The 23,578-nt window shown below is 72.2% G+C and carries 19 protein-coding genes and 1 pseudogene; 7 read left to right on the top strand and 13 right to left on the bottom strand.

All coding sequences use genetic code 11. The annotated features are described in order from the left end of the window. Positions 1 to 5: 5 nt before the first annotated feature. The 4 genes from ACU6P3_RS04055 to ACU6P3_RS04040 all read right to left on the bottom strand — a co-directional run bounded on the left by ACU6P3_RS04055 (position 6) and on the right by ACU6P3_RS04040 (position 5,045). Positions 6 to 1,577: a mannitol dehydrogenase family protein gene (locus tag ACU6P3_RS04055; RefSeq protein WP_447195951.1), complete on the bottom strand. Its 1,572-nt coding sequence runs from the start codon at positions 1,575 to 1,577 to the stop codon at positions 6 to 8. Beyond that, positions 1,574 to 2,779 (bottom strand): D-mannonate dehydratase ManD, encoded by a 1,206-nt coding sequence (gene manD, locus ACU6P3_RS04050; protein WP_447197759.1) that lies wholly within the window; start codon positions 2,777 to 2,779, stop codon positions 1,574 to 1,576. Before manD ends, ACU6P3_RS04055 begins: the two co-directional genes overlap by 4 nt. 104 nt (positions 2,780 to 2,883) lie before the next feature. Continuing rightward, positions 2,884 to 3,999: a 2-hydroxyacid dehydrogenase gene (locus ACU6P3_RS04045; protein WP_447195950.1), complete on the bottom strand. Its 1,116-nt coding sequence runs from the start codon at positions 3,997 to 3,999 to the stop codon at positions 2,884 to 2,886. After that, positions 3,996 to 5,045, bottom strand: a complete 1,050-nt coding sequence (locus ACU6P3_RS04040) for a LacI family DNA-binding transcriptional regulator (protein ID WP_447195949.1) — start codon at positions 5,043 to 5,045, stop codon at positions 3,996 to 3,998. The genes ACU6P3_RS04045 and ACU6P3_RS04040 overlap by 4 nt, the downstream gene beginning before the upstream one ends. A 251-nt stretch (positions 5,046 to 5,296) precedes the next feature. Here ACU6P3_RS04040 and ACU6P3_RS04035 point away from each other — a divergent pair, with 251 nt between their 5' ends. The 4 genes from ACU6P3_RS04035 (at position 5,297) to ACU6P3_RS04020 (ending at position 10,715) form a co-directional block, all read left to right on the top strand. After that, the gene (locus tag ACU6P3_RS04035; protein WP_370443954.1) at positions 5,297 to 5,374 is read left to right on the top strand and encodes a 50S ribosomal protein bL37; all 78 of its coding nucleotides are present in this window, start codon (positions 5,297 to 5,299) and stop codon (positions 5,372 to 5,374) included. 443 nt (positions 5,375 to 5,817) lie between these two features. Beyond that, a complete protein-coding gene (locus tag ACU6P3_RS04030; protein ID WP_447195948.1) occupies positions 5,818 to 7,368 on the top strand; it encodes a DUF4331 domain-containing protein in 1,551 nt (516 codons plus the stop codon). Between the two features lie 93 nt (positions 7,369 to 7,461). Further along, positions 7,462 to 9,024: a tetratricopeptide repeat protein gene (locus ACU6P3_RS04025; protein ID WP_447195947.1), complete on the top strand. Its 1,563-nt coding sequence runs from the start codon at positions 7,462 to 7,464 to the stop codon at positions 9,022 to 9,024. Beyond that, positions 9,021 to 10,715 (top strand): nickel transporter, encoded by a 1,695-nt coding sequence (locus tag ACU6P3_RS04020; protein ID WP_447195946.1) that lies wholly within the window; start codon positions 9,021 to 9,023, stop codon positions 10,713 to 10,715. Before ACU6P3_RS04025 ends, ACU6P3_RS04020 begins: the two co-directional genes overlap by 4 nt. Positions 10,716 to 10,819: 104 nt before the next feature. Here ACU6P3_RS04020 and ACU6P3_RS04015 read toward each other — a convergent pair whose 3' ends face one another. The 7 genes from ACU6P3_RS04015 to ACU6P3_RS03985 form a co-directional block, all read right to left on the bottom strand. Then, on the bottom strand, positions 10,820 to 10,996 hold the full coding sequence (locus ACU6P3_RS04015) for a hypothetical protein (protein ID WP_344276677.1): 177 nt from the start codon (positions 10,994 to 10,996) through the stop codon (positions 10,820 to 10,822). A gap of 249 nt (positions 10,997 to 11,245) precedes the next feature. Then, entirely contained in the window at positions 11,246 to 11,350 is a 105-nt protein-coding gene (locus ACU6P3_RS04010) for an excalibur calcium-binding domain-containing protein (protein ID WP_447197758.1), read from the bottom strand. A 435-nt stretch (positions 11,351 to 11,785) separates the two neighbouring features. After that, complete coding sequence (locus ACU6P3_RS04005; protein WP_447195945.1) at positions 11,786 to 12,451, bottom strand: transposase domain-containing protein; 666 nt, start codon at positions 12,449 to 12,451, stop codon at positions 11,786 to 11,788. A gap of 161 nt (positions 12,452 to 12,612) precedes the next feature. Next, positions 12,613 to 13,611 (bottom strand): alpha/beta fold hydrolase, encoded by a 999-nt coding sequence (locus tag ACU6P3_RS04000; protein WP_447195944.1) that lies wholly within the window; start codon positions 13,609 to 13,611, stop codon positions 12,613 to 12,615. A 96-nt stretch (positions 13,612 to 13,707) separates the two neighbouring features. Further along, positions 13,708 to 14,712, bottom strand: coding sequence for an NADP-dependent oxidoreductase (locus tag ACU6P3_RS03995; protein ID WP_447195943.1), 1,005 nt, complete (start codon positions 14,710 to 14,712; stop codon positions 13,708 to 13,710). Positions 14,713 to 14,848: 136 nt separating this feature from the next. Continuing rightward, positions 14,849 to 15,904 carry an aldo/keto reductase gene (locus ACU6P3_RS03990; protein WP_447193414.1) on the bottom strand — a complete coding sequence of 352 codons (1,056 nt, stop codon included), beginning with the start codon at positions 15,902 to 15,904 and terminating at the stop codon, positions 14,849 to 14,851. A 57-nt stretch (positions 15,905 to 15,961) separates the two neighbouring features. Continuing rightward, positions 15,962 to 16,654 carry an SDR family oxidoreductase gene (locus tag ACU6P3_RS03985; RefSeq protein WP_447193415.1) on the bottom strand — a complete coding sequence of 231 codons (693 nt, stop codon included), beginning with the start codon at positions 16,652 to 16,654 and terminating at the stop codon, positions 15,962 to 15,964. Between the two features lie 118 nt (positions 16,655 to 16,772). On the opposite strand from ACU6P3_RS03985, the gene ACU6P3_RS03980 reads away from it, so the two are divergent. Beyond that, positions 16,773 to 17,333 carry a TetR/AcrR family transcriptional regulator gene (locus ACU6P3_RS03980; RefSeq protein WP_447195942.1) on the top strand — a complete coding sequence of 187 codons (561 nt, stop codon included), beginning with the start codon at positions 16,773 to 16,775 and terminating at the stop codon, positions 17,331 to 17,333. A 267-nt stretch (positions 17,334 to 17,600) separates the two neighbouring features. On the opposite strand, the pseudogene ACU6P3_RS03975 reads toward ACU6P3_RS03980, so the two are convergent. Beyond that, positions 17,601 to 17,738 (bottom strand): annotated as a pseudogene (locus tag ACU6P3_RS03975) (LysR family transcriptional regulator); the annotation flags it as partial. 314 nt (positions 17,739 to 18,052) lie between these two features. Continuing rightward, complete coding sequence (locus ACU6P3_RS03970) at positions 18,053 to 18,925, bottom strand: undecaprenyl-diphosphate phosphatase (RefSeq protein WP_447195941.1); 873 nt, start codon at positions 18,923 to 18,925, stop codon at positions 18,053 to 18,055. 352 nt (positions 18,926 to 19,277) lie between these two features. Between ACU6P3_RS03970 and ACU6P3_RS03965 the strand changes: the two genes are divergently transcribed. Continuing rightward, entirely contained in the window at positions 19,278 to 21,251 is a 1,974-nt protein-coding gene (locus ACU6P3_RS03965; RefSeq protein WP_447195940.1) for a methylmalonyl-CoA mutase family protein, read from the top strand. Next, entirely contained in the window at positions 21,251 to 23,578 is a 2,328-nt protein-coding gene (gene scpA / locus ACU6P3_RS03960) for a methylmalonyl-CoA mutase (protein WP_447195939.1), read from the top strand. The genes ACU6P3_RS03965 and scpA overlap by 1 nt, the downstream gene beginning before the upstream one ends.

Raw genomic sequence — 23,578 nt, 5'->3', positions numbered from 1 at the left:
CGGGGTCAGTCGGTGGGACGGGGAGCGCCGTCCGTGGCGAGGAGGGCGTCGGCCGCCGCGCCGGCCGGGCCGTGCCGGACGATGACATCGGCCAACTCGGCGACCCGGGCGGAGAATTCGGGATGTTCGGTCAGCCCGTCGCCCAGCAGCCCGCTCTCCAGGACCGCGCGGACGGCCGCGGCGCCGCGCACACCGGTGCCGGGAGCGGCGCCGGCGACGATCGCGCGGAGCCGCTCGCGGGCGGGGTCGGCCATCGCGGCGGCGTGCGGCCCCGGCTCGAAACCGCGCGGCGGGGTCACGCAGCACAGGTAGGCGGCCACGGTCAGGGCCAGGTGGTGCGGCATCCGGCCCGCCCGCAGGTGGAGCAGGGCGGGGTCGGGGACCCGCTGGCGCAGTTTCACCGAGCCGTCGGACCCGACCTGCCGCGTCCGGTGACCGAGCGCGGTATTGGCCCAGCGGTCGAACAACTGCCCGGCGTAGTGGTCCGGGTCGACGTCCGGGGGCACGGTGAGGCTGGGCAGGTACTCGTCGTACAGCACACGGCGCGCCGCCTCGGCGATGAACGGCCGCCCGACGGAGTCCGGGACCGTCTCGCGCCCGTCCAGCGCGCCCAGGTACGCGATGAGCGAGTGCGTGCCGTTGAGCAGCCGGAGCTTGAGCAGTTCGTAGGGTTCGACGTCCGCCGTGAACAGCGCTCCGCCGTGCTCCCAGGCCGGCCGTCCCGCGGCGAACCGGTCCTCCATCACCCACATGCTGAACGGTTCGGCCGGCACCGGCACGGCGTCGTACAGGCCCAGGCGCGCGGCGACCGCGTCGCGGTAGGCGTCGGTGGTGGCTGGGACGATCCGGTCGACCATGGAGCCGGGGAACGTCACCGCGCTCTCCAGCCACGGCACCAGCTCCTCGCGTTCCGCGGCGGGCAGCGCCTCGGCGAACTCCCGCACGAGTCGGCCGGTCAGCTCGCCGTTGCCGACGAGGTTGTCGCAGCTCAGGACCGTCACCGGCCGGGCGTGCAGGCGCAGGCGGCGCTGCAGACCGCGCACGATCCGCCCGATCGTGGTCCGCGCGGGAGTGTCCCCGCGCAGGTCCGCCCGGACGTCCGGGGAGTCGAGGTCGAGACCGTGGGTGCGCGGCGAGAACGTGTAGCCGTGTTCTGTGACGGTCAGGGTGATGACGGCCGTGGCGGGCGCCGCCAGCGCGTCGAGCACGTCCTCCGGCTGCTCCGCCGCCACCAGCGCGCCGGTGTGCACGGCGGGGACCGTGATCCGGGTGCGCTCCGGGGAGATCTCCACGACCGAGTAGCGCAGGTCCTGCTCCCGCATCGCCCGTGCCACGTCCGGCGTCCGGCCGGCCACCCCGAGAATGCCCCAGGGGCCGTCGGTGTGTGCCAGCGCGGCAGCCGTGTGCACGGCCTGGTGCGCGCGGTGGAAGTTGCCGAGTCCGAGGTGCACGATCCCGGTGCCGGACGGGGCGGCCGGCCGCGACCGGGCCCGCGCGGCGGCCGTCTCCCGGCCCAGGCGCGGCAGGGTCGTTGTCGTTGTCGTTGTCGTTGTCGTCGTGGTCACGGGTACGGTCACCAGTCCGTCATCGAGCCGTCGCGGCGCCGGGCGACGGGCAGGTAGGCGGGTTCGTAGGGGAACCGGGCGGCCAGCTTCTCGTCGACCTCGATCCCGATTCCGGGCCGGTCCCCCGGGTGCAGATGGCCGTCGGCGTAGCTCCACGCGTGCTGGAACACCTCGTGGACGAGCGGCTCGTACCCCATGTACTCCTGGATGGCGAAGTTCGGTGTCGACAGGCCGACGTGCAGCGACGCGCCGAGCGCGACGGGGGAGACGTCCGAGGGACCGTGCGGGCCGAGCCGTACCTGCCAGATCTCCGCGAGGGCGGCGATCCGGCGCAGATGGCTGATCCCGCCCGCGTGGGTCACACAGGTCCGCACGAAGTCGATGAGCTGCTCGGTGATCAGGCTCTGGCACTCCCAGACGGTGTTGAACACCTCGCCGATCGCCAGCGGGACGGTCGTGTGCCGCCGGACGTGCCGCAGCACCTCCTGGTTCTCGGCGGGGGTGACGTCCTCCAGCCAGAAAAGGTCCACCTCTTCGAGCGCGCGGCCCAGGCCGGCCGCCTGTCCGGGGGTGAGGCGGTGGTGGGCGTCGTGCAGCAGCCTGACCTCCGGCCCCACGTGTTCTCGTACCGCGGCCAGCACCTTGGGCGCGTGCCGCAGGTAGGACTCCGTGTCCCAGACCTCCTCCGCGGGCGCCGCGCCCCGGCCGGCCGGCTCGTACCCCACGCCGTCCCGGGTCACCCCGTACACCGTGTCGAGGCCCGGCACGCCGCTCTGCGCGCGTATCGCGAGGAAACCCTCCGCGCGGCGCGCGTCGACCGAGTCGAGCAGGTGGGGAACGTCCCAGCCGGTGGCATGGGTGTACGTGAGGATCCGGTCCCGGACGGCCCCGCCCAGCAGTTGGTAGACCGGCTGACCGGTTGCCTTGCCCTTGATGTCCCACAGCGCGATGTCCACCGCGCCGATCGCCGTCATGGTCACGGGACCGCGCCGCCAGTAGGCCCCGCGGTAGAGGTACTGCCAGGTGTCCTCGATCCGCGCCGGATCGCGGCCGATCAGGAGCGGGGCGAGATGGTCGCGGAGGTAGGAGGCGACCGCGAGTTCGCGGCCGTTGAGCGTGGCGTCGCCCCAGCCGACCAGGCCCTGCGCGGTGGTTATCTTGAGGGCGACGAAGTTGCGTCCGGGGCTGGTCACCAACACCTCGGCGGCGACGATGGTGTCGGCGCCCGTTCCCGTTCTCGTGCCAACGCCCTTGTCGGCGCAGGTACGTGTAGCCGTTCCTGTGCCCGCGTTCGCTGCCGCTGCTGTTCCGGCCGTGGTCATCGGGCCACCGCCACGACGTTGTGGAGCCGTTCGCCCGCGGCGAGCCGGCCGATGTTGGCGGCGATGTCCCGCACGCGGTGTTCGAAGGTCTGGCGGGTGACGCCCGAGGTGTGCGGAGTCATCAGTACGTTGTCCAGCGTCTCGAAGGGATGGGTGGCGGGGGCGGCGGTGTGCCCGCCCGCCGGGTAGCGGTACCAGACGTCGATCGCTGCGGCGCCGAGCGTACGGTCGCGGAGCGCGCGGTAGAGCGCGCCCTCGTCCACCACCGGGCCGCGGCCGACATGGATCAGCACGCCGGACGGACCGAGCCGGGCCAGCTCGGCCGCGCCGACCAGGCCCTTGGTGCCGGGGGTGAGCGGGGCGGAGACGACGACCACGTCCGAGGACTCCAGCAGCGGCCCGAGTCCGTCGATGGTTTCCGAGCGGGCCAGTCCATGGGCCGCCGCGTCCACCTCCCCGCGTCGGGTCACCGCCATGCCCCGGGCGCCGAACGCCCGGAAGCGCTGCCAGCAGCGGGCCCCGATGTGGCCGAAGCCGACGAAGCCGACGGTCGCGGTGGCCAGCGTGTCCACCCACGGGGCGCCCGGATCGTACGAGGGGGAGTCCCACCGCCCCTCGCGCAGCGCGGCGTGCTGCCTCGGGAAGCCGCGGCGGAGCATGATCGCGGCCGACACGGCGTACTCGGCGATGGAGTCCTCGTGGTGGAAGGTGTTGGCGACCTGGACACCGGGCGCGAGGGCGTCGACGTCGATGCCGTCCGTACCGGCGCCGGAGGCGTGCGCGAGCCGCAGCCGGGGCGCGGCGGCGGCCATGGCGGGCGTGCAGCGGCCCGAGACGAGGACGTCCGCGTCCGCGAGGGCGGCCTCGACGGCGGCGGGGTCGCCGGGGTCGGGCCAGCGGACGCGGCTGCCCTCGGGCAGGGCCCGCTCGAACTCGGTGCGAAGGAAGGCGAAGTTCGGCTCGACGACGACGACGGTGGGGGCGCCGGGCGGCTCCGGTGCGATGGCGGCGGGCGTGGCCGTGGCCGCGGGTACGGGGGCGGACCCGGGTGCGTCCGGGGGCGCGGAAGCCGTCGGACGGCTCCCCCCGGGCGCGGGGGCGTCGGCGCTCACGTCAGGTCCTCCTTCGGTGTGGTGCGGGTAGGGGCGGGCCCGGCCGGTCCGGTGGACGCGCGCACGATGAGCTGCGTCGGCAGTCGCAGTGTGCGGGGCGTCTGCCGCTCGCCCGCCATCACCTGGCCCAGCATCTCCAGGCTGACCGCGCCCGCCCGGGCCATGGGCACGGAGATGCTCGTCAGGGACGGCTGGGACACCTCGGCGAACGGGATGTCGTCGACGCCGATCACACTGAGGTCCTCCGGGACGCTCAGGCCGAGGGCCCGCGCGCCGGCGATCACACCGAACGCCACCAGGTCGTTGTGCGTGATCACCGCCGACGCGCGCGAGGCCATCACGCTCGCCGCCGCGGCCGTGCCGCCGTCCGCCGTCTCCGCCTGCCAGCCCAGCAACTCCAGTTCCAGACCGGCCCGTTCGGCCTCGGCGCGGATCAGGTCCACCCGGTGCGCGTTGGACCAGGAACGCTGCATGCCCTGGACGTAGGCGATCCGCCGGTGCCCGAGAGCGGCCAGGTACTCGGCGGCCTGGCGCAGTCCGTGGGCGGCGTCGGCGATCACACAGTCCGCGCCGGAGGTCTCCCGGTTGACGAGCACCGCCGGGGTACGGCCGCACAGGTCCAGGACCTGGTCCGCCTCCAGTCGCGGGGAGCAGACGATCAGCCCGTCGGCCCGCTCCCGCAGATGGGCGATGACTTCGCGCTCGCGGTCCGGACTGAGATCGGTGTCGGCGAGTACGACCGTCCGCCGACGGTGCCAGCCCTCTCCCTGCGCGGCCTTCACGAAGGCCCCGAACACGGGGTTGGCGATGTCCGGCACGATCACGGCGACGGTGGCCGTACCGCTGTCGTCCGAGCCGGCCGCGGGAGCCTCGGCCGGCTGGAACGGACCACGGACCACGGGCGGCTCGTATCCCAGCTCTTGCGCGGCGGTCAGCACCTTGCGCAAGGTCTGCGGTCCGAGACGGCCCGGGTCGCTGAAGGCACGGGAGGCGGTGGAGAGTGCGACGTTGGCGCTCTTGGCCACGTCGGTCAGGGTGGGGGCCATGGCAGCTCCGTCACGGACGGAGGAGCGAGGGGCGGGTGAACGACATATTTCATGGTCGTCACCGTTGTGCAAACTTGTCAACGCTTGCCGAAATATTGGCAAGGCCCTCCGCTTGTTGTGAGGTGCCTCACATCGAGGGTGGGGTGTGCGGCTCCGGGTACGCGCCCCAAGATCACCGACGTGAAATCGGTGTGGAACGGTGTGAACCGGTATAAAAGACCGGAACAAAGCCCCTGAAGAAAGGAGACGGCATGTCGTCGAAGCGTCGCCGTAAGAAGAAGGCGCGCCGCAAGAACGGCGCGAACCACGGGAGCCGTCCTCAGTCCTGAGCGGGGCGGACCACCGGCCGACGGGCTTCCTCCCGCCTCACCTCGCGTGCCGCGTCGCGGCACGCGCGTACGGAGCGGGCGCGGGAAGCCCGTCGGCCGTCTCTCACCTCGCTTTCCGGCCTTCCGTCAGAACTCCTCCGGCCTCGCCGAGTCACCCCTCGGCCCGGCCGGAGAATTTTTTTGCGATCCGACCAATCCCGTCGCCCACCCGCCCCGAATGGCCCGTGTAGGACACGCCGCGCGGCGGCCCGCCACAGGCGCGACGCGCACGAACGCACCACACGCACGAACGCACCACGCGCGAAACGCGTCGCGAGCACGAAACGCGCCGCGAACGGACGTGGCAACTCGTGCCGAGGGGATCGAACACGGCGGGCCCCGCGCACGTAATGGACGAACAGCGGGCCGGAACAGGCGCGATGACGGATGAAGGACGGACTGCGATGACCGCACACACCACAAGCCGGCGCACGGGGCGGAAACGCGGCGGTGTCGCACTGCTCGTCAGTGGCGCGCTGGTCGCCGGGGGGCTCGCGGCGGCCGGCGTGGCCGTGCTGACGCCGGGCACGGCGAACGCCTCCAGCCACCGTGAGGCACCCCTGATCTCGGGTGAACCGCAGTACGACAACACGGATGTGTACGCGTTCGTCAGCCCCGATCACCCGGACACGACCACGGTGGTGGCCAACTGGCTGCCGTTCCAGGAACCGGCGGGCGGGCCGAACTTCTACACCTTCGCCACGGACGCGCGCTACGACATCCACATCGACAGTGACGGCGACGCCCAGGACGACCTGCTGTACCGGTTCACCTTCAAGGACCACCGGAAGAACGAGGACACCTTCCTCTACAACACGGGCCCGGTGGAGAGCCTGGACGACGCGGACCTCAACTTCACCCAGACCTACGACATCGAACTGCTGCGGCTGAAGCACGGAAAGGTCGCCTCGAAGCACAAGGTCGCCGAGGGCCTGCCGGTCGCCCCGTCGAACGTCGGCAGGGCGTCGATGCCCGACTACGAGAAGCTGCGCGACCAGGCCGTCAAGGAACTCCCGGGCGGGATGAAGAGCTTCGCGGGCCAGGCCGACGATCCGTTCTTCCTCGACCTGCGCGTCTTCGACCTGCTGTACGGCGGGGATCTCTCCGAGGTCGGCAACGACACACTGAACGGCTACAACGTCAACACCATCGCCCTCCAGGTGCCCAACTCCTACATCCGGGAGTCGGAGGAACAGCCGGTCGTCGGCATCTACTCGACCACTTCGCGCAAGAACGCGTACGGAGAGTTCACCCAGGTCTCGCGACTCGGCATGCCGCTGGTCAACGAGGTCGTCAACCCGGTCAAGGACAAGGACAAGTTCAACGCCTCCTCGCCGGAGAACGACGGGGACTTCCTGAAGAACGTGACCGAACCCGAACTGCCGAAGCTCGTCGAGGCGATCTTCGACATCAAGGCACCGGCGGAACCCCGTGAGGACCTGGTCGAGGTGTTCCTCACCGGCGTCAAGGACCTCAACCAGCCCCCGAAGGTCACACCGTCGGAGATGCTGCGTCTCAACACCTCCATCAAGCCGGTCGCCGAGCCCAAGCGGCTGGGCGTGCTCGACGGTGACAACGCGGGCTTCCCCAACGGGCGCCGGCTGACCGACGACGTGCTGGACATCGCCCTCCAGGTCGTCGAGGGCGAACTGGTCGGCGCTGAGAACGACCTGGGCGACTCGGTCGACGCCAACGACAAGGACTTCGAGAAGGCCTTCCCGTATGTGGCGCTGCCCACCGCGGGGTCCGACACCCGCGCGGAGGCCGCCTCCGCCAAGAGCGGCGCGGCGGGTCTGACCGGCGGGATCTCCTCGCTCACCGCGTCCTGGGGCAGCAACACGGTGATGTTCGCCTCCGCCGCGACGGGGGCCGCCGCGGCGGTGCTGGTGATCGGTCTCGGCCTGATCTGGACGCGCTCGCGCCGCCGGTCCGCACGCGGTACCTGGCTGGGCTGACACAACGCCAGGTACGGACGGCCGTATGCCCACCAGGCGTACGGCCGTCCGGCCGGCCCGAGATCATCCGGACGACCGAGGAAGGCGAGAGACATGCCCGTAGGGAAGCCGCGGTTCGCGCGGTGGCGTGAGCGTGAGGGGGAGCGCGAGTGCCGGCGGGAGCAGGGCCACGAGCAGAACCACGGGCAGGACCCGCACCGGAGCCCGGAGCAGGACCGGAGCCCGGGGCAGGGCCAGGGCCGGCGTCGGGTGCGGCACCAGGCGCCCGACCAGGACCAGGCGCGGCGCCAGGACCAGGGGCGGCGCCAGGGCCGTGGAGCGCGCCGGGGGTGGCGGATCGCCGCGGTCGTGGCGGTGGCCACCGGTCTGACCGCCACGTCGGTGGCCCTCGGAACCAGCGGTGACACCGACCCCTCCCCCGCGGGCGCCCCCGTCCTCGCGGCGGCGGTGCCCGTCGAGAGGCTGGCGGCCGGAGACCTCACCCAGGGCATCGAGGGCCTGCAGAAACACCTCAAGGCGCGGCCCGAGGACGCCACCGGATGGGCGACGCTGGGCGCCGCCTACGTCGAGCAGGCGCGGACCAGCGGCGACCCGATGCGCTACCCGCAGGCGGAGCGGGCCTTCGAGCGCTCGCTCGCGCTGCGCCCCGCCGCCGACAACGACGCGGCGCTCGCCGGCCGGGCGGCGCTGGCTGCCGCCCGGCACGACTTCCGCACCGCGTTGACCGAGGCCGACCGGGCGCTGCGGGTGAATCCGTACAGCGAGACGGCACTGTCCAGCCGCGTCGACGCGCTGGTCGAACTGGGCCGCTACGACGAGGCGTGGAGCGCGGTCCGCCTCGCCGACCGGCGCCGCCCCGGCATTCCGGTGTTCACACGCTTCGCGTACGTACTGGAGTTGCGGGGCGATGTGACGAAGGCCCGTGAGGTCCTGCTGCGGGCACTGGACTCGGCCGCGACCCCGGCCGACACCGCGTACGTCGCCACCGCGCTCGGCCAACTCGCCTGGAGCCAGGGCCAGTACGCGCGCGCTCTGGAGCACTACGCCACCGCGCTGCGCGCCGACCCCCGCTACGTACCGGCGCTGGAGGGACGGGGACGCACCCACGCGGCCCGGGGAGAGACGAAGCGCGCGCTGGACGATCTCGAGGAGGTCGTACGGCGCTACCCCCTGCCGGGCCAGCTCGCCGCGCTGGGAGAGCTGCGGGAGGCGGCCGGCCGGCCGGAGCGGGCGGTGGAGCAGTACGCGCTCGTCGGCGCGTGGACGAAGCTGGCGGACGCGAGCGGTGTCGCCACCGATCTGGAGTCCGCGCTCATCGAGGCCGACCACGGCGATGCCGGAGACGCCCTGACGGCGGCGCGCGCGGAGTTCGCGCGCCGGGAGAGCGTCCACACGGCGGACGCGCTCGCCTGGGCGCTGCACGCGAACGGCAAGGACGAGGAAGCGCTGCTGTACGCGAAGAAGGCGACGGCCGCCTCACCGGGCTACCGGAACGCCTCGTTCCTCTTTCATCGCGGCATGATCGAGCGCGCCCTGGGCGACGACGACGCGGCGCGCCGCGATCTGCGCGCCGCGCTGGAGCTGAACCCCGGCTTCTCCCCGACGGGGGCGCGCGAGGCCAGGTCCGCGCTGGTGGAGCTGGAGGAGAAGCGGTGAACCACCGCCGTACCGCGGCCGTCCTCGCCACGTTGGTGGCGGGCGCGGCCACGGCCCTGATCATGGCCCCCGCGGCGCAGGCGCACCCGCTGGGGAACTTCACCGTCAACCAGTACGACGGCCTGGTCGTCGCGCCGGGAACATTGCGCGTGGACCACGTCGAGGACCTGGCGGAGATCCCGGCCGCGCAGGAACGCCGCCGTATCGACACCGACGGCGACGACCGGCTGTCCGAGGCCGAACTGTCGGCATGGGCCCGGGCCCGCTGTGACACGGCGGCGGCCGGGGCCGGGCTGACCGTCGGGGGTGACGGGGCGGCAGGGACCGCGGGAGCCGCCGAAGCGGTCTCGGCGGAGCGCGCCTCGGCGCGGGAACGGCCGGGGCAAGCGGGACTTCGGACACTACGGGTGACCTGCGCGCTGACGGCCCCGCTCCCGGACGAGGGGGACATACGCGTCGAGTTCCGTCCGGCGGACGCCACGACCGGTACGGGGTGGCGGGAGATCACGGCGCGCGGCGACCGGATGACGCTGGACGGTGCGGACGTACCGCGCGACTCGCTGTCCCGGCGGCTGACCGCGTACCCCGAGGACCTGCTCTCCTCGCCGGCCGACGACCGCTCGGCGGCCTTCTCGGCGGAACCCGGTGGCCCCGCGCTGGCCGGGTCGTCCGGCACCTCGGACACCTCGGCCTCTTCCGGTGACGGCGTCGGCTCGCCGGTGGCGGGCGTCCTGCCGCGGGGAGCGGACCGCTGGGCGCAGGCGCTGACGGCACTGGTGGCCCGGCACGAACTGTCCTTCGGTTTCGCGCTGCTCGCCCTGGGCGCCTCCCTGGTGCTCGGCGCGGGGCACGCGCTGGCCCCGGGCCACGGCAAGACCATGATGGCGGCCGCCGCTACGGCCGGTGGCCGCAGCTCGCTGCGGGACGTGCTGGCGCTCGGGGCCTCGGTGACCCTGACGCACACCCTGGGGGTCTTCGTCCTGGGCGGCCTGATCGTGGCGGGCTCGGCGGCGGCGCCGACCGTGGTCTCCTGGCTGGGCATCGCGAGTGGCGGGCTGGTGGCGGCGGCCGGTGTGCTGCTGGTGCGCAAGGCATGGCGCGGACGCCACCACGCGCACGGTCACAGTCACGGTCACGACCACGCGCACACCCATGGCCACCCGCACACCCACACGCACGCGGACACGGAGGAGCGCGTGCCGGTGTCGGCCGCCGTGTCCGGGCCAGGGCCGTCGGGACCGGGGGCATCGGGGGGCCTCGCCGACGCCAAGGCCCACGACCACCCGCACCCGCACCCACCCACGCACCCGCACGATCACGCGCACCCGCATACGCACAGCCACACCCCGCCCGCACCTGGCCTGCGCGGCGTCATCCTGATGGGCCTCGCCGGCGGCCTGGTGCCGAGCCCGTCGGCCGTCGTCGTCCTGGTCGGAGCGGCCGCCCTGGGCCAGGCGTGGTTCGGCTTCCTGCTGGTCCTGGCCTACGGCGCGGGTCTGGCCCTCACCCTGACGGCGGCCGGGTTCGCGGTGGTACGCCTGCGGGAGACGACCACGCGCCGCCTCGCCCGCCGCCCCGGCGGCCGCCTCGCGACTCTCGTCCACCGAGCCGCCCCCCTGGCCTCGGCCACGGTGGTCCTCGCCCTCGGCTGCGGCCTGCTCCTGAGAGGCGCGGCGACGGTCCTCGGCTGACGTACGGTCATTCCTGACAGGCGCGATCGGTCCTGCCCGGTACCGGGCAGGACCGATCGCGCCGGAGCCGTCACCGGGTCGCCCGGCGGGGCGGGGCGAGGGCCTCAGGCGGCCTCGTCCATGCCGTTGTGGAGGGCCTCCGCCCATTCCAGCAGCAGGACCTCGTACGCCTCCGCGGGCCACGTTCCGTCGGCCGCGTCGACGAGCGCGCGGATCCGGTCATTGGCCGCCGCGGCGCTGAGGGCCGACGGGGCGGATGCGGATGCGGATGTGGAGGACATGTGACAACCGTAGGGGCAGCGCCGGTGGCGGGAAGCCGATCGGGACGCGTCCTTCCTCACACTCGCCGGCGCGCCCCGTCCCGCCGGGCGTCGTGAGCCGGTCGGCTCGGCCCGTGTGCGGACTCTGTGTGCCGTCGTGACCAGCGCGAACAGCGCGATGCCGAGGAGTATCCGGTGGATCGCGAACCGCATGAAGCTCTCCGTCGTGACGAATTTCATCCGGTGGGCCGACGGCGACCGGGGCCCGTCCTACTCGCAGCCGACCCCGTCACCGTCGCGGTCGAGGTGCCGGCCGTAGCTCCCGGATCGCCCGCGCGCACGGGTGCGGCTCCGGCGGCCCGGGCCGTGTCGCAGTCCTCGTCGTACGCCGACCCGCCCCCACCGGATCCCGATCCGCCGGACGTGCCGCTGCCGTCGTCGCCGCCGATCGAGGGCTCGAGTGTCACCCGCACGGTCTTCGTCTCGGTGACGGTCGGCGCCGGTTTCGGCGCGGCGGTGACCATCTCGGTCACCGCGGGCCCGGGCGCGGGTGTCTCGGTCGTCGTGGCGGTCACCGTGGCCTGCGGGGCGGCCTTCACGTCGGCGGCCTTCCCGGTCCGAGCCGGACCGACGCCGACCAACACGCCGAAGAAGAACAGCGCGCCGCCCGCGGGCAGCACGATCCGCCGGTGTCCCTCGATGGCCAAGGGCGCGTTCGCATGTGTCACCGCAGCACCTCGGTGCTTCGGCCGGCCGTGATGACGGAGAGGAGGGGAAACGCGATGATGAAGTTTCCCCAAGGCCGGGTAGTTAGGGTTCAGCGCGAGGTTGCAAGGACACGTCAGTCGGGGGTAAGGCCGCCGAGTAGCGGCCTGTGCGGACTTTCTTGATCAGTCCCTTCTTGCTCCAGCGGCTGAGCTGGTGGTAGGAGTCGACGAGGGTGATGTCGCCGAGGAGTTCGGCGATCTCTCGGGCCTGCCACTGCCGTTCGGGTTCTTCTTGCAGCAGGGCGAGGACTCGTGGCACCTTGATCGAGCTGCAGTCGGCGAAGGAGACCGTGCGGAAGGGACCGAAACGGGCCCCTGGGGTACGGGGTTGGGCCAGTGTCCCGGCCATCACGCCGGACAGGGCCTTCATCGGAGCGCAGCCCACGCGGCGACGCAGATCCCGCAGTCCCTTCGCGCTGGGTGTCGGCAGGAGGCCATCGAGCCCGTAGGTCATCTTGTCCCAGACCAGCTGGTAGCCGACCTCGGGGAACAGGCACAGCGCCACCAGGAAGTACACCCCGACCCGGGACGGCAGGTCCCGCAGCCGCCGCTGGACCGCGCGGGTTTCCTCCAGGACCGCGTCCACGAGTTCGAAGGGCAGATGCGGCGTCAGTCCGCCCAGGTGACCGGGGGCGAACTGCCCGGTGGCCAGGGCGTTTTCTCGCGAGAGCGTCGCCATGGCAGGCGGGGAGGCAGAATGGACGGACAACGCGGCTCCGTGGGCAGGACGTCTTGGTCGACATCTGTCTCAACGGGGCCGCGTTGCCCACGTTCTGCGCAGATGAGTGCCTCCACCTCACCTTGCGCACGGGGCTGCAGCGCTAACTACCCGGCCTGGGAAGTTTCCCCGTGATCTCGGACACGTGATCGTTATGCCGCGAGGGCGTGCCGATGCCGCTGCCTGGTCTCGGTCGGGGTGAGGTAGCCGAAAGTCCGGTGCTTTCGCGGGCGGCGGTGGTTGTAGAAGGTCGCGATGAAGGAGAAGACCTCGGCTCGGGCGGTGGCCCGGTCGGGCCGGATACGGGTGCCGACCTCCTCTTTGTGCAGGGTCCAGAAGCTCTCCGCGGCAGCGTTGTCGAAGCATGATCCGGTGCGTCCGCAGCTGTGCCGCAGTCCCAACTTCCCTATACGGGCGCGGAACGGGGCTGACGTGCATTCACTGCCGCGATCGCTGTGGATCACGCAGCCTGGCTCCAGTCCGCCCCGGCCGTGGGCCATGTCGGGGGCGTCGACGACGAGTTCGGCGCGGTGGTGGTCGGCCATGGCATAGCCGACGACCTCGCGGGTGGCCAGGTCCAGCCAGCAGGCGAGGTAGAGCCGGCGTTCGGCTGTGGGCAGGCAGGTGATGAAGAAGAGGTAGTGCTTCGGGTCCTTGCGCCGCAGCGTCGCCTTCAGCATGTCCTGGACGGTGAGGGACGTGACCTTGTCGATGCCGGGTCCGCCGGCGGGGCCCGTGCCCGCGAGGATGAGTTTGCGTACGAGGTCGGGTTCCTCTGCTGCGATGACCTGGGCGATGAAGCCGCCCATCGACAGGCCGAGCAGGTCGACCTGGTCGAACCCGAGGGCCCGGATGAACAGCACGGTGTCGCGGGCCATCGCCTCGATGGTGTCGGGTGTGGAGCCGCCGGACGCGCCGACGCCGCGGTTGTCGTAGGTGATCACGCGGCGTCGGGCGGCCAGTCCGTCGACGACCCGTGGATCCCAGTTGTCCAGGACCGCGGACAGGTGGTTGAGGAGGATCAGCGGTACGCCGTCGTCCGGGCCGAGCTGCCGGTAGGCGAAGCTGACGCCCTGCACGGACACGGAGCGGGTCGGCGCGTTCTTGTACGACGACGGGGTGGGTGTGGGGGAGCTGGACGATGCGCTCATGGCCGGGTCCTGGTGTGTGGTGGGGGACGGGGGTGTGGGGGTTGGGCTTCTCGTGGTGACGGGCTGCCTCGGCGTCCTGCTGGGCTGTGCCCGCGCTCACGTCAGGGAGACGACGACTTTCCCGGCCTTCGCGCGGCCCTTCTCGACGTACTCCATGGCCTGGAGGGTTTCGTCGAACGGGAAGACGCGGTCGACGACGGGACGGATCTTTCCGGCGTCGATGAGGGGGGTGAGTTCGCGCAGTTGGTCGCCGCTGGCCTTCATGAACAGGAACGAGTACGTCACGCCGTGGCGCTTCGCGTCACGTCGGGTCTTGAAGCTGAGGGCGGTCATGGCCAGGCGGAGGACCGGGTTCAGGCCGAGTTCGCGGGCGAAGGCCGGGTCGGGCGGGCCCGCGACGCTGATGGCCGTGCCGCCGGGCTTGAGTACGCGCAGGGATTTGGCGAGGTTCTCGCCGCCGAGGCTGTCGAGGACGACGTCGTAGCCGTCGAGGACCTCTTCGAAGTCCTGGGTGCGGTAGTCGACGACGATGTCCGCGCCGAGGTCCTTGGCCAGGTCGACCTTGGCGGTGCTCACGGTGGTGGCGACGTGTGCGCCGAGCACCTTCGCCAGTTGGACGGCGATGGAGCCGAGGCCGCCTGCGCCCGCGTGGATGAGGACCTTCTGGCCCGGCTGTACGTGGGCCCGCTCGACCAGTGCCTGCCATGCGGTCAGCGCGACCAGGGGAAGGGAGGCGGCCTCGGCCATGGTGAGCATGGCCGGTTTGGGTGCCAGGTCGTCCTGGTGGACGGCGATGAGTTCGGCGAAGGTGCCGATGCGGTCCTTGTCGGGCCGGGCGTAGACCTCGTCGCCCACCGCGAAGCGGGTGACGGCCGGGCCGACCCGGACGACCGTCCCTGCGAGGTCGTTGCCCAGGACGAGCGGGAGACGGTAGGGCATGAACGCCTTGAAGTCGCCGTTGCGGATCCGGAGGTCCAGCGGGTTGACGCCTGCCGCGTGGATCTTGACCAGGACGTCGTCGGCACCCACCTGGGGGGCGGGTAGCTCGGCGGCGCGCATCCCGGCTTGGCCGCCGTACTTCTCGACCATGAAAGCCCTCATCGTCGTCTCCGTTCCGTGTCCCGTCCGTGAAAGGTCGGAGTCTCCGCTCGCCCCGGGCTTCTCCCAGTACGAGATAGTTTGTGTTGTTCTTCTGGCTGCGGCGCGGGCGCACCGCGCCCTCAGCCGCGTTCACCCATCAGGCCACCGGCACGACCGGGGCGATGACGCGGTCGGCGGCGCCTCCCTGGAGGCGGTCCAGGGAGGCGGTGATCCCCTCGTGGGGTGCGCCGAGCGGCACCGCGCTGACCTCGGTCAGGCGGGTGTAGTGCTCGTCGGTCAGCTGGACGTCGAGGGCGCCGAGGTAGCTGTCGAGCTGGGAGAGGCTGCGCGGGCCGATGATCGGGACGAGCGTGGCCACGGAACGGGCGGCGCGCTCGCGCACCCAGGCCACCGCTACCCGGGCGGGTGCCACGCCGGTCTCCTCGGCGACGGCCAGGACGGTGTCGACGACGGCGGTCTTCTGGCCGGTGCTCTCGGTGTGGATGACCGCGCCCAGGTCGCTCAGGCGCCCCTCGGTGGAGCGGCGGTACTTGCCGGTGAGCAGTCCGCCGCCGAGCGGGGACCACAGGGCTGCGCCGAGCCCGAGGCTCTCGGCCATGGGCAGGAGCTCACGGTCGGCGGTGCGTTCGACGAGGCTGTACTCGTGCTGGATGCCCACGATCGGGGCCTGGTTCCTTAGATCGGCGAGGGTTACCGCGCGCGAGACGCGCCAGGCGGGGAAGTTGGACAGCGCGGCGTGGTGGATCTTGCCGGCGCTCACCAGGTCGTCGAGTCCGCGCAGGAGTTCTTCCATGGGGGTGAGCTCGTCGGGGAAGTGCACCCACAGCAGGTCGATGTAGTCGGTGCCCAGGCGCTTCAGGCTGGCTTCCACCGAGGCGACCATGTTCTTGCGGCTGTTGCCGGTCCTGGATATGTCCGGCTGCGGGGCGGCGCCGAGGGTGAACTTCGTGGCCAGGACGAAGTGGTCGCGGTCGGCGGAGATCAGCTTTCCGGTCAGTTCCTCCGACTCGCCGAACTGGTAGCCGTCCGCGCTGTCGAGGAAGGTGCCGCCCGCCTCGGCGAACCGGTCGAAGATCCGGCGGGCCTCGTCCGGCTCGGCGCCTGCGCCCCAGCCAGTGCCGAAGTTCGCGGTGCCGAGCGCGTACTCGGACACGCGCAGTCCGGTCCGGTGTCCGAAGGTCGTGTAACGCATGGGATGTCCTTGTCCGAGAGGTGTGGAGGTGGTCGCGCCGGGGTGGAGGGGCGAGCGTCAGCCCGCGTTCGGCTGGGGTGCCGCGGACAGGCTCTGCTTGACGTACCGGCTGGCCTCGTCGGCGAGGATCTCGGGCAGGCCGGTCTCGATGCCGTTAAGGGCCTGGGCCGCGACGTCGGCGGCGGCGACCTTCTGATCGGCGGGCACGCCGGCGGCCATGTCGGTGTCCATGTAGCCGACGTGCAGCGCCGAGACGGTGATCCCGCGCGGTGCCAGCTCCTCACGGGTCGCGTCGCTCAGCGCCCAAGCGGCGGCCTTGGACGCGGCGTAGGAGCCGAGGCCGGCCGGGTGGAACCAGGACAGGACGGACAGGACGTTGAGCACGGCACCGCCGCCGTTGCCCTCGATCACGGGGGCGAAGGCGCGGGTCGCGGCGAGCGGGCCGAAGAAGTTGGTCTCCATCTCGCGACGTACCTCAGCCAGGTCGCCTCCGATCAGCGTCGCGCCGGTGGAGATGCCCGCGTTGTTGATCAGCAGGGTCGCGTCGGACGCCACGCGGGCGGCCTCCTGTATCGACGCCTCGTCCGTGACGTCCAGCCGCAGCGGGACGACACCCGGCACGTCGACCGTCTCGGGGCGCCGGGCCGCGCCGTACACCTTCGCGCCACGCTCCACGAGCTGGGCCGCAAGATGCCGCCCGAGCCCCCGGTTGGCGCCGGTGACGACCGCGACCGTGTCCTTCAGTTCCATGCCACTCCCAATGTGACGGCCGTCGGCGAGCGGCCGGCGGCACTAAATTAGATTACAACCACAATCTAAACACTGGTCTAGGATAGATGCCAGTCGACATCCAAGCGGGAGGTGGCCGATGGGGCGCGTATCGCAGGCGCAGGCCGAGGAGAACCGCCGGCGGGTCGTGGAAACCGCGTCTCGCCTGTTCCGGGAACAGGGAACTCACGCCAGCGTCGCCGACATCATGAAGGCGGCCGGACTGACCCACGGCGGCTTCTACAAGCAGTTCGCCTCCAAAGAGGCACTCATCGACGAAGCCACCGCCCACGCATTCAACGAACTCACCCGACGCCACAAGGACGGACTCGAGCAGCACGCCGGGCAGCGAGGCGCCGCCCGGCGGGCACTGATCGACGCCTACCTCTCCCCTGGACACCGCGACAGCCCGGCGGACGGGTGTCCCGTCGCCGCACTCGTCACCGACATGGCGCGCGAGGGCGAAGTCCAGGAAGCCCGCCGGATCTACACCGAAGGCGTGGGCGACTTCGCCGAGTGGCTCACCACTGAGGACCAGGACGGCATCACCCGGCTGTGCACCATGCTCGGCGCACTCGTCCTGGCCCGGGCCACCAACGGTTCCCCGCTCTCCGAGGAGATCCTCACCACCGCGCGCGCGGCACTGACGGCATCCGGCTGATCCGTGCCGCGCTGCCGGGCAGCCCGCCAAGGGACATGCGCCGACAGCGCAGCCGGCCTCTCCCCGTCCGACCCGCACGACCGGATGGCGTGGCAATGCACCCCACCGGATCCAGCCCTCTGGGGCGACGTCGGGGATACCGGATTTCAGGTTGCCGACCTGGCCGAGCCGCCCGCCGCCGATCGGGCGGTTACCGTCTCGGGAATCTCCACCCGGTGCCGCTTGATCGCCCGCCCCGCCCAGTCGTACGCGGCCTACTCCTCGGCGGGCATGGCGGCGCTGCAGTACCAGCAGTACGTCGGTCGCATCCCCCGCGAGCGGCCGCACAGTGATCGCGCCCTGTCGCTCCAGAGGGTCGCCGACGACGCTGAAGTCCGGCAGCACCGTGGCCCCCAGCCCCTCGGAGAACGCGCGCTCGCGCGCACGGCTCCCGCCGGCAGCACCCCCGGACGTTTCACCGCCCCGGACAACCTGCTGGCGTTCCTCCGAACACTCTGAGACGGAGTCCAGGGTTATGCCGACCGTTCCGAGGCAGGCACGGGGCTCCCCATGCTGTCGCCGCCCCGGTCGGCATAACCCGGCACACGGCATAAGCCGATCTATGCCGAACTCGGCATGGATCCCGCCTCCCGGGTGGGAGACGAGTGGGAGATGATCATGGCGTGGTGATGTAGTCAGACGCTGGAAAATGCTGGGTAGCGCTACATGCGCGCGCGTCGTCAGCCCGCCGACTCGCCCGCGTGCGGGCTCAGTGTGTCGGTCCCGACCAGCACGAACAGCGCGATGCCGAGGAGGATCCGGTAGATCACGAACGGCATGAAGCTCTTCGTCGTGATGAATTTCATGAACCACGCGATGACCGCGTAGCCCACACCGAACGCGATCGCGGTGGCGAACAGGGTCGGTCCCCAGGACACGTGACCCTCGCCCGCGTCCTTCAGCTCGTACGCGCCCGAGGCGAGCACAGCCGGTACCGCCAGCAGGAAGGAGTAGCGGGCCGCCGACTCGCGGGTGTACCCCATCAGCAGGCCGCCGCTGATGGTGGCGCCCGAGCGGGACACACCCGGCACCAGGGCCATGGCCTGGCAGAAGCCGTAGATCAGACCGTCCCGGACACCCAGGTCCTTGAGGGTCTTGCGCTCCTTGCCCGCGCGGTGCCTGCCGCCGCTCTCGTCGCGGGCCGAGAGCCGGTCGGCGATGCCGAGGACGACGCCCATCACGATCAGCGTGGTCGCGATCAGGCGCAGATCCCGGAACGGGCCCTCGATCTGGTCCTTGAGGGTGATGCCGAGCACGCCGATGGGGATCGAGCCGACGATCACCAGCCAGCCCATCCGAGCGTCGTGATCGCCGCGCATCTCCTTGTTCACCAGGGAGCGGGACCACGCGGAGAGGATCCGGGCGATGTCCTTGCGGAAGTAGATCAGGACGGCCGCCTCCGTGCCGATCTGGGTGATCGCCGTGAACGCGGCCCCCGGGTCGTGCCAGCCCGCGAACGCCGCGGTCAGCCGCAGGTGCGCGCTGGAGGAGATCGGGAGGAACTCGGTCAAACCCTGGACGAGCCCGAGGATGAATGATTCGAACCAAGACATGGGGTGCTACGCCGTCCAAGAGGAGTTCGGGGCACTGGCCGACGGAGCCGTGGCGCAGTGACGGGCTGACAGGGCCAGGGCCGTGGGGCGTTGGCCGTGGGCAGCGTAGCGTCTGTCTGTCGCGGGGCCGTCGCGGGGTCATTCGGGTGAAACTCGGGTAAAGCGTCGGTGTAATCGCGGCAAATGCCCGGTGTGGTGAAGGTGAACGGGGCGGGCGGTCCCGAGCGGTCCCGTATGCCGACGGGCGGTCAGCGCCATCCCTCCCGACGGCTCCTACTCGCAGGTAAGGAGAGGGATAGCTCACACTCGCGCGCCCTGCTGCTCTTCCGGCGCGCTGCCCTAACATCTGGGCATGACGGTCCTGCCCGATGACGGGCTTTCCCTGGCCGCCGAGTTCCCGGAAGCGACCCGCGCGCAATGGCAGAGCCTGGTGGCAGGCGTACTGCGCAAGTCAGGGCGGGAGTTGACGGGGCCGGCCGCGGAGGAAGCGCTTCGCACCACGCTCCAGGACGGGCTCACCACCCGCCCCCTCTACACCGCCGAGGACATCGCCGCAATCCTCGCCGATGACGCCCACGAGGACGCCCTCGGGGGCACCGCGGAGGGTGACCGCGGAGACGGCGCCGGGGCCCCCGCCGGGTTCGGCGCCGCGCGCACGGGTCTGCCGGGATTCGCGCCGTTCACCCGGGCCGGCCGGCCGGAGGGCGCCACCGTCTCCGGCTGGGACGTACGGCAACGGCACGGGCATCCCGATCCCCGGCGGACCAACGAGGCCGTGCTCGCCGATCTGGAGAACGGCGTCACGTCCCTCTGGCTCACCGTCGGGCCCACCGGCGTCCCCGCCGGTGAACTGGCCACCGCCCTCGACGGAGTCCATCTCGACCTCGCCCCCGTCGTCCTCGACGCCGACGACCAGTTCGCGTCCGCCGCACGCGAACTGCTGGCGCTCTACGACCGGCGCGGCATCGCGCCGCACGCCGCCCGGGGCGGCCTCGGCGCCGATCCCGTCGGCCGGTTCGCCCGTACGGGACGTCGGACGGCCGGAGACGTCGACCGGGCCGTGGAGCTCGCCGCGCTCTGCGACCGGACGTACCCCGGCCTGCGCGCCGTCTGCGTCGACGGGCTGCCGTACCACGAGGCGGGCGCCTCCGATGCCCAGGAACTCGGCTGCGCCCTGGCCACCGGGGTCGGCTGGCTGCGCGACCTGACCGGGGCCGGGCTCTCGGCCGAAGCGGCCTGCGGGCAGCTGGAGTTCCGGTACGCGGCCACCGCCGACCAGTTCCTGACGATCGCCAAGTTCCGGGCAGCGCGGCGGCTGTGGGCCCGGGTGGCCCAGGTCTGCGGCGCGCCCGCCGGGGCCGGGGCGCAGCGCCAGCACGCGGTGACCTCGCCGGTGATGATGACGCGTCGCGACCCGTGGGTGAACATGTTGCGCACCACCGTCGCCTCGCTCGCGGCCGGCCTCGGCGGCGCGGACGCCGTGACCGTGCTGCCCTTCGACCACGCGCTCGGGCTGCCCGACACGTTCGCCCGCAGAATCGCCCGCAACACCTCCACGATCCTGCTGGCGGAGTCCCATCTGGGCCGGGTCATCGACCCCGCCGGCGGTTCCTGGTACGTGGAACGGCTCACCGACGACCTGGCCCGCGCCGCCTGGGCCTGGTTCCAGGAGATCGAACGGGCCGGGGGCCAGCGGGCCGCCCTGCGCTCCGGTCTGATCGGCGAGCGGATCGAGGGGACCTGGCGGGAGCGGTCCGGGCGGCTGGCCCGGCGGGCCGAACCCATCACCGGCGTCAGCGAGTTCCCGCTGCTCGACCAGGCCCCCGTCGAGCGGGAACCGGCACCGGCGCCGTCGGGCGGCGGGCTCCCGGTGGTCCGGCGCGACGAGGCGTTCGAGGCGCTGCGGGCCCGTTCCGACGCGCACCTCGCGGCCACCGGCGCCCGCCCCCGGGTCTTCCTGGCCGCGCTCGGACCGGCCGCCGCGCACACGGGCCGGGCCGCCTTCGCCACCGGCTTCTTCCGGGCCGGCGGCATCGAGACCGTGCACGACCCGGTGTCGGTCGACACGGACACGGCCGCCGACGCCTTCGAGCGCAGCGGGGCCACCGTCGCCTGCCTGTGCTCCAGTGACGCGCTCTACGCCGAGCGGGCGGCGCCGGTCGCCGAGGCGCTCAAGGCCGCGGGCGCGGCCCGGGTCTTCCTGGCCGGCCGGCCGGGCGAACACCGGGAGACGTATCTGCGGGCGGGGATCGACGAGTTCGTCTCCGTGGGCACGGACGCGGTCGCCGTCCTCGGCTCCGTTCTCGACCGGATGGGAGTGGCGTGATGAGGATCCCCGACTTCTCCGAGATCGCACTCGACGGACCCCCGCCCGGCGCGGTGGCGGGCGCCCGCGACGCCGCGCCGGTCACCGAGGAGCAGTGGCGTACGGCGGTCAAGGAAGCCACCGGCACCTCCGCCGACGACCTCGGCTGGGACACCCCCGAGGGCATCACCGTCAAACCCCTCTACACCGAACGGGACCTGGCCGGGCTCGACTTCCTCGCCACCTACCCCGGCATCGCCCCGTACCTGCGCGGCCCGTACCCCACCATGTACGTCAACCAGCCCTGGACCGTGCGGCAGTACGCGGGCTTCTCCACCGCCGAGGAGTCCAACGCCTTCTACCGGCGCAACCTCGCCGCCGGGCAGAAGGGCCTCTCGGTCGCCTTCGACCTGCCCACCCACCGGGGCTACGACAGCGACCACCCCAGGGTCACCGGCGACGTCGGCATGGCCGGCGTCGCCATCGACTCGATCCTCGACATGCGCCGGCTGTTCGAGGGCATCCCGCTGGACCGGATGAGCGTGTCGATGACGATGAACGGCGCGGTGCTGCCCGTTCTCGCGCTGTACATCGTCGCCGCCGAGGAACAGGGCGTACCGCCGGGGAAGCTGACCGGGACCATCCAGAACGACATCCTCAAGGAGTTCATGGTCCGCAACACCTACATCTACCCGCCGCAGCCGTCGATGCGGATCATCTCCGACATCTTCGCCCACACCTCGCGCGAGATGCCCCGCTACAACTCCATCTCCATCTCCGGCTACCACATCCAGGAAGCCGGGGCGACGGCCGACCTGGAACTGGCCTACACCCTCGCCGACGGAGTGGAGTACCTGCGCGCCGGGCTCGGCGCCGGACTGGACATCGACGCGTTCGCGCCCCGGCTGTCCTTCTTCTGGGGCATCGGTATGAACTTCTTCATGGAGATCGCCAAACTGCGGGCCGCCCGGCTGCTGTGGGCCAAGCTGGTCAAGCGGTTCGGCCCCGCCGACCCGAAGTCCCTGTCCCTGCGCACCCACGCGCAGACCTCCGGCTGGTCGCTCACCGCGCAGGACGTCTTCAACAACGTCACCCGCACCTGTGTCGAGGCGATGGCCGCCACCCAGGGCCACACCCAGTCGCTGCACACCAACGCGCTCGACGAGGCGCTCGCGCTGCCCACCGACTTCTCGGCCCGGATCGCGCGCAACACCCAACTGCTCCTCCAGCAGGAGTCCGGGACCTGCCGGGTGGCCGACCCGTGGGGCGGCAGCGCGTACGTCGAGCGGCTGACCCACGACCTCGCGCGGCGGGCCTGGCAGCACATCGAGGAGGTCGAGGCGGCCGGCGGCATGGCACGGGCCATTGACGCCGGGATCCCCAAGCTCCGGATCGAGGAGGCCGCGGCCCGCACCCAGGCGCGGATCGACTCCGGGCGCCAGCCCGTCATCGGCGTCAACACCCACCGGGTGGAGACCGACGAGACGATCGACGTCCTCAAGGTCGACAACTCCGCCGTCCGCGGCCGGCAGATCGAGAAGCTGCGGCGGCTGCGCGCCGAACGCGACGAGGACGCCTGCCAGGACGCCCTGCGCGCCCTGACCGCCGCGGCGGAGGCGGAGCCCGGCCCCGGGCCGGAGGGGAACCTCCTCGCCCGGGCCGTGGCCGCGGCCCGCGCGAAGGCCACGGTCGGGGAGATCTCCGACGCCCTGGAGCGGGTGTACGGCCGCCACGCGGGCCGGATCCGTACCATCGCCGGTGTGTACCGCAACGAGGCAGGCACCTCCCCGGCCGTGGAGCGCACCCGCGCCGCCGTCGAGTCCTTCGCCCGCGCCGAGGGCCGCCGCCCGCGCATCCTGGTCGCCAAGATGGGCCAGGACGGCCATGACCGGGGCCAGAAGGTGATCGCGACGGCCTTCGCCGACCTGGGTTTCGACGTGGACGTCGGCCCGCTGTTCCAGACGCCGGCCGAGGTCGCCCGGCAGGCCGTCGAGGCGGACGCGCACATCATCGGCGTCTCGTCGCTCGCCGCCGGACACCTCACGCTCGTACCGGCGCTGCGCGAACACCTGGCCGCGGAGGGCCGCGGAGACATCATGGTCGTCGTCGGCGGGGTGATCCCGCCCGGGGACGTCGAGGAACTGCGCCGCGCGGGTGCGGCCGCGGTGTTCCCGCCGGGGACGGTGATCCCGGACGCGGCGGGGGACCTGCTGACGGAACTGGCGCGGTCGCTGGGGCACGAGGCCGGCCCCGACGTCGCCGCCGACCCCGCTGCCGTGCCGGGCTCCGCCCCCGGGCCCGCCGCCGACCCCGCCTCCGGCGCCCCGGTGCCCGGCGACGAGAGGTGA

The sequence above is a fragment of the Streptomyces hebeiensis genome, from assembly GCF_052983195.1.
Note: the sequence above shows the minus strand (reverse complement) of the source record. Positions and strands in the feature narration are given on the sequence as shown.

Coding starts and splice junctions, on each gene's coding strand:
- ACU6P3_RS03965 (WP_447195940.1), top strand. CDS start 19,278: ATGACGGTCCTGCCCGATGACGGGCTTTCCCTGGCCGCCGAGTTCCCG.
- ACU6P3_RS03990 (WP_447193414.1), bottom strand. CDS start 15,904: ATGCGTTACACGACCTTCGGACACCGGACCGGACTGCGCGTGTCCGAG.
- ACU6P3_RS04040 (WP_447195949.1), bottom strand. CDS start 5,045: ATGGCCCCCACCCTGACCGACGTGGCCAAGAGCGCCAACGTCGCACTC.
- ACU6P3_RS04015 (WP_344276677.1), bottom strand. CDS start 10,996: ATGTCCTCCACATCCGCATCCGCATCCGCCCCGTCGGCCCTCAGCGCC.
- ACU6P3_RS03970 (WP_447195941.1), bottom strand. CDS start 18,925: ATGTCTTGGTTCGAATCATTCATCCTCGGGCTCGTCCAGGGTTTGACC.
- ACU6P3_RS04000 (WP_447195944.1), bottom strand. CDS start 13,611: ATGAGCGCATCGTCCAGCTCCCCCACACCCACCCCGTCGTCGTACAAG.
- scpA (WP_447195939.1), top strand. CDS start 21,251: ATGAGGATCCCCGACTTCTCCGAGATCGCACTCGACGGACCCCCGCCC.
- ACU6P3_RS03985 (WP_447193415.1), bottom strand. CDS start 16,654: ATGGAACTGAAGGACACGGTCGCGGTCGTCACCGGCGCCAACCGGGGG.
- ACU6P3_RS04030 (WP_447195948.1), top strand. CDS start 5,818: ATGACCGCACACACCACAAGCCGGCGCACGGGGCGGAAACGCGGCGGT.
- ACU6P3_RS04025 (WP_447195947.1), top strand. CDS start 7,462: ATGCCCGTAGGGAAGCCGCGGTTCGCGCGGTGGCGTGAGCGTGAGGGG.
- ACU6P3_RS03980 (WP_447195942.1), top strand. CDS start 16,773: ATGGGGCGCGTATCGCAGGCGCAGGCCGAGGAGAACCGCCGGCGGGTC.
- ACU6P3_RS03995 (WP_447195943.1), bottom strand. CDS start 14,712: ATGAGGGCTTTCATGGTCGAGAAGTACGGCGGCCAAGCCGGGATGCGC.
- ACU6P3_RS04035 (WP_370443954.1), top strand. CDS start 5,297: ATGTCGTCGAAGCGTCGCCGTAAGAAGAAGGCGCGCCGCAAGAACGGC.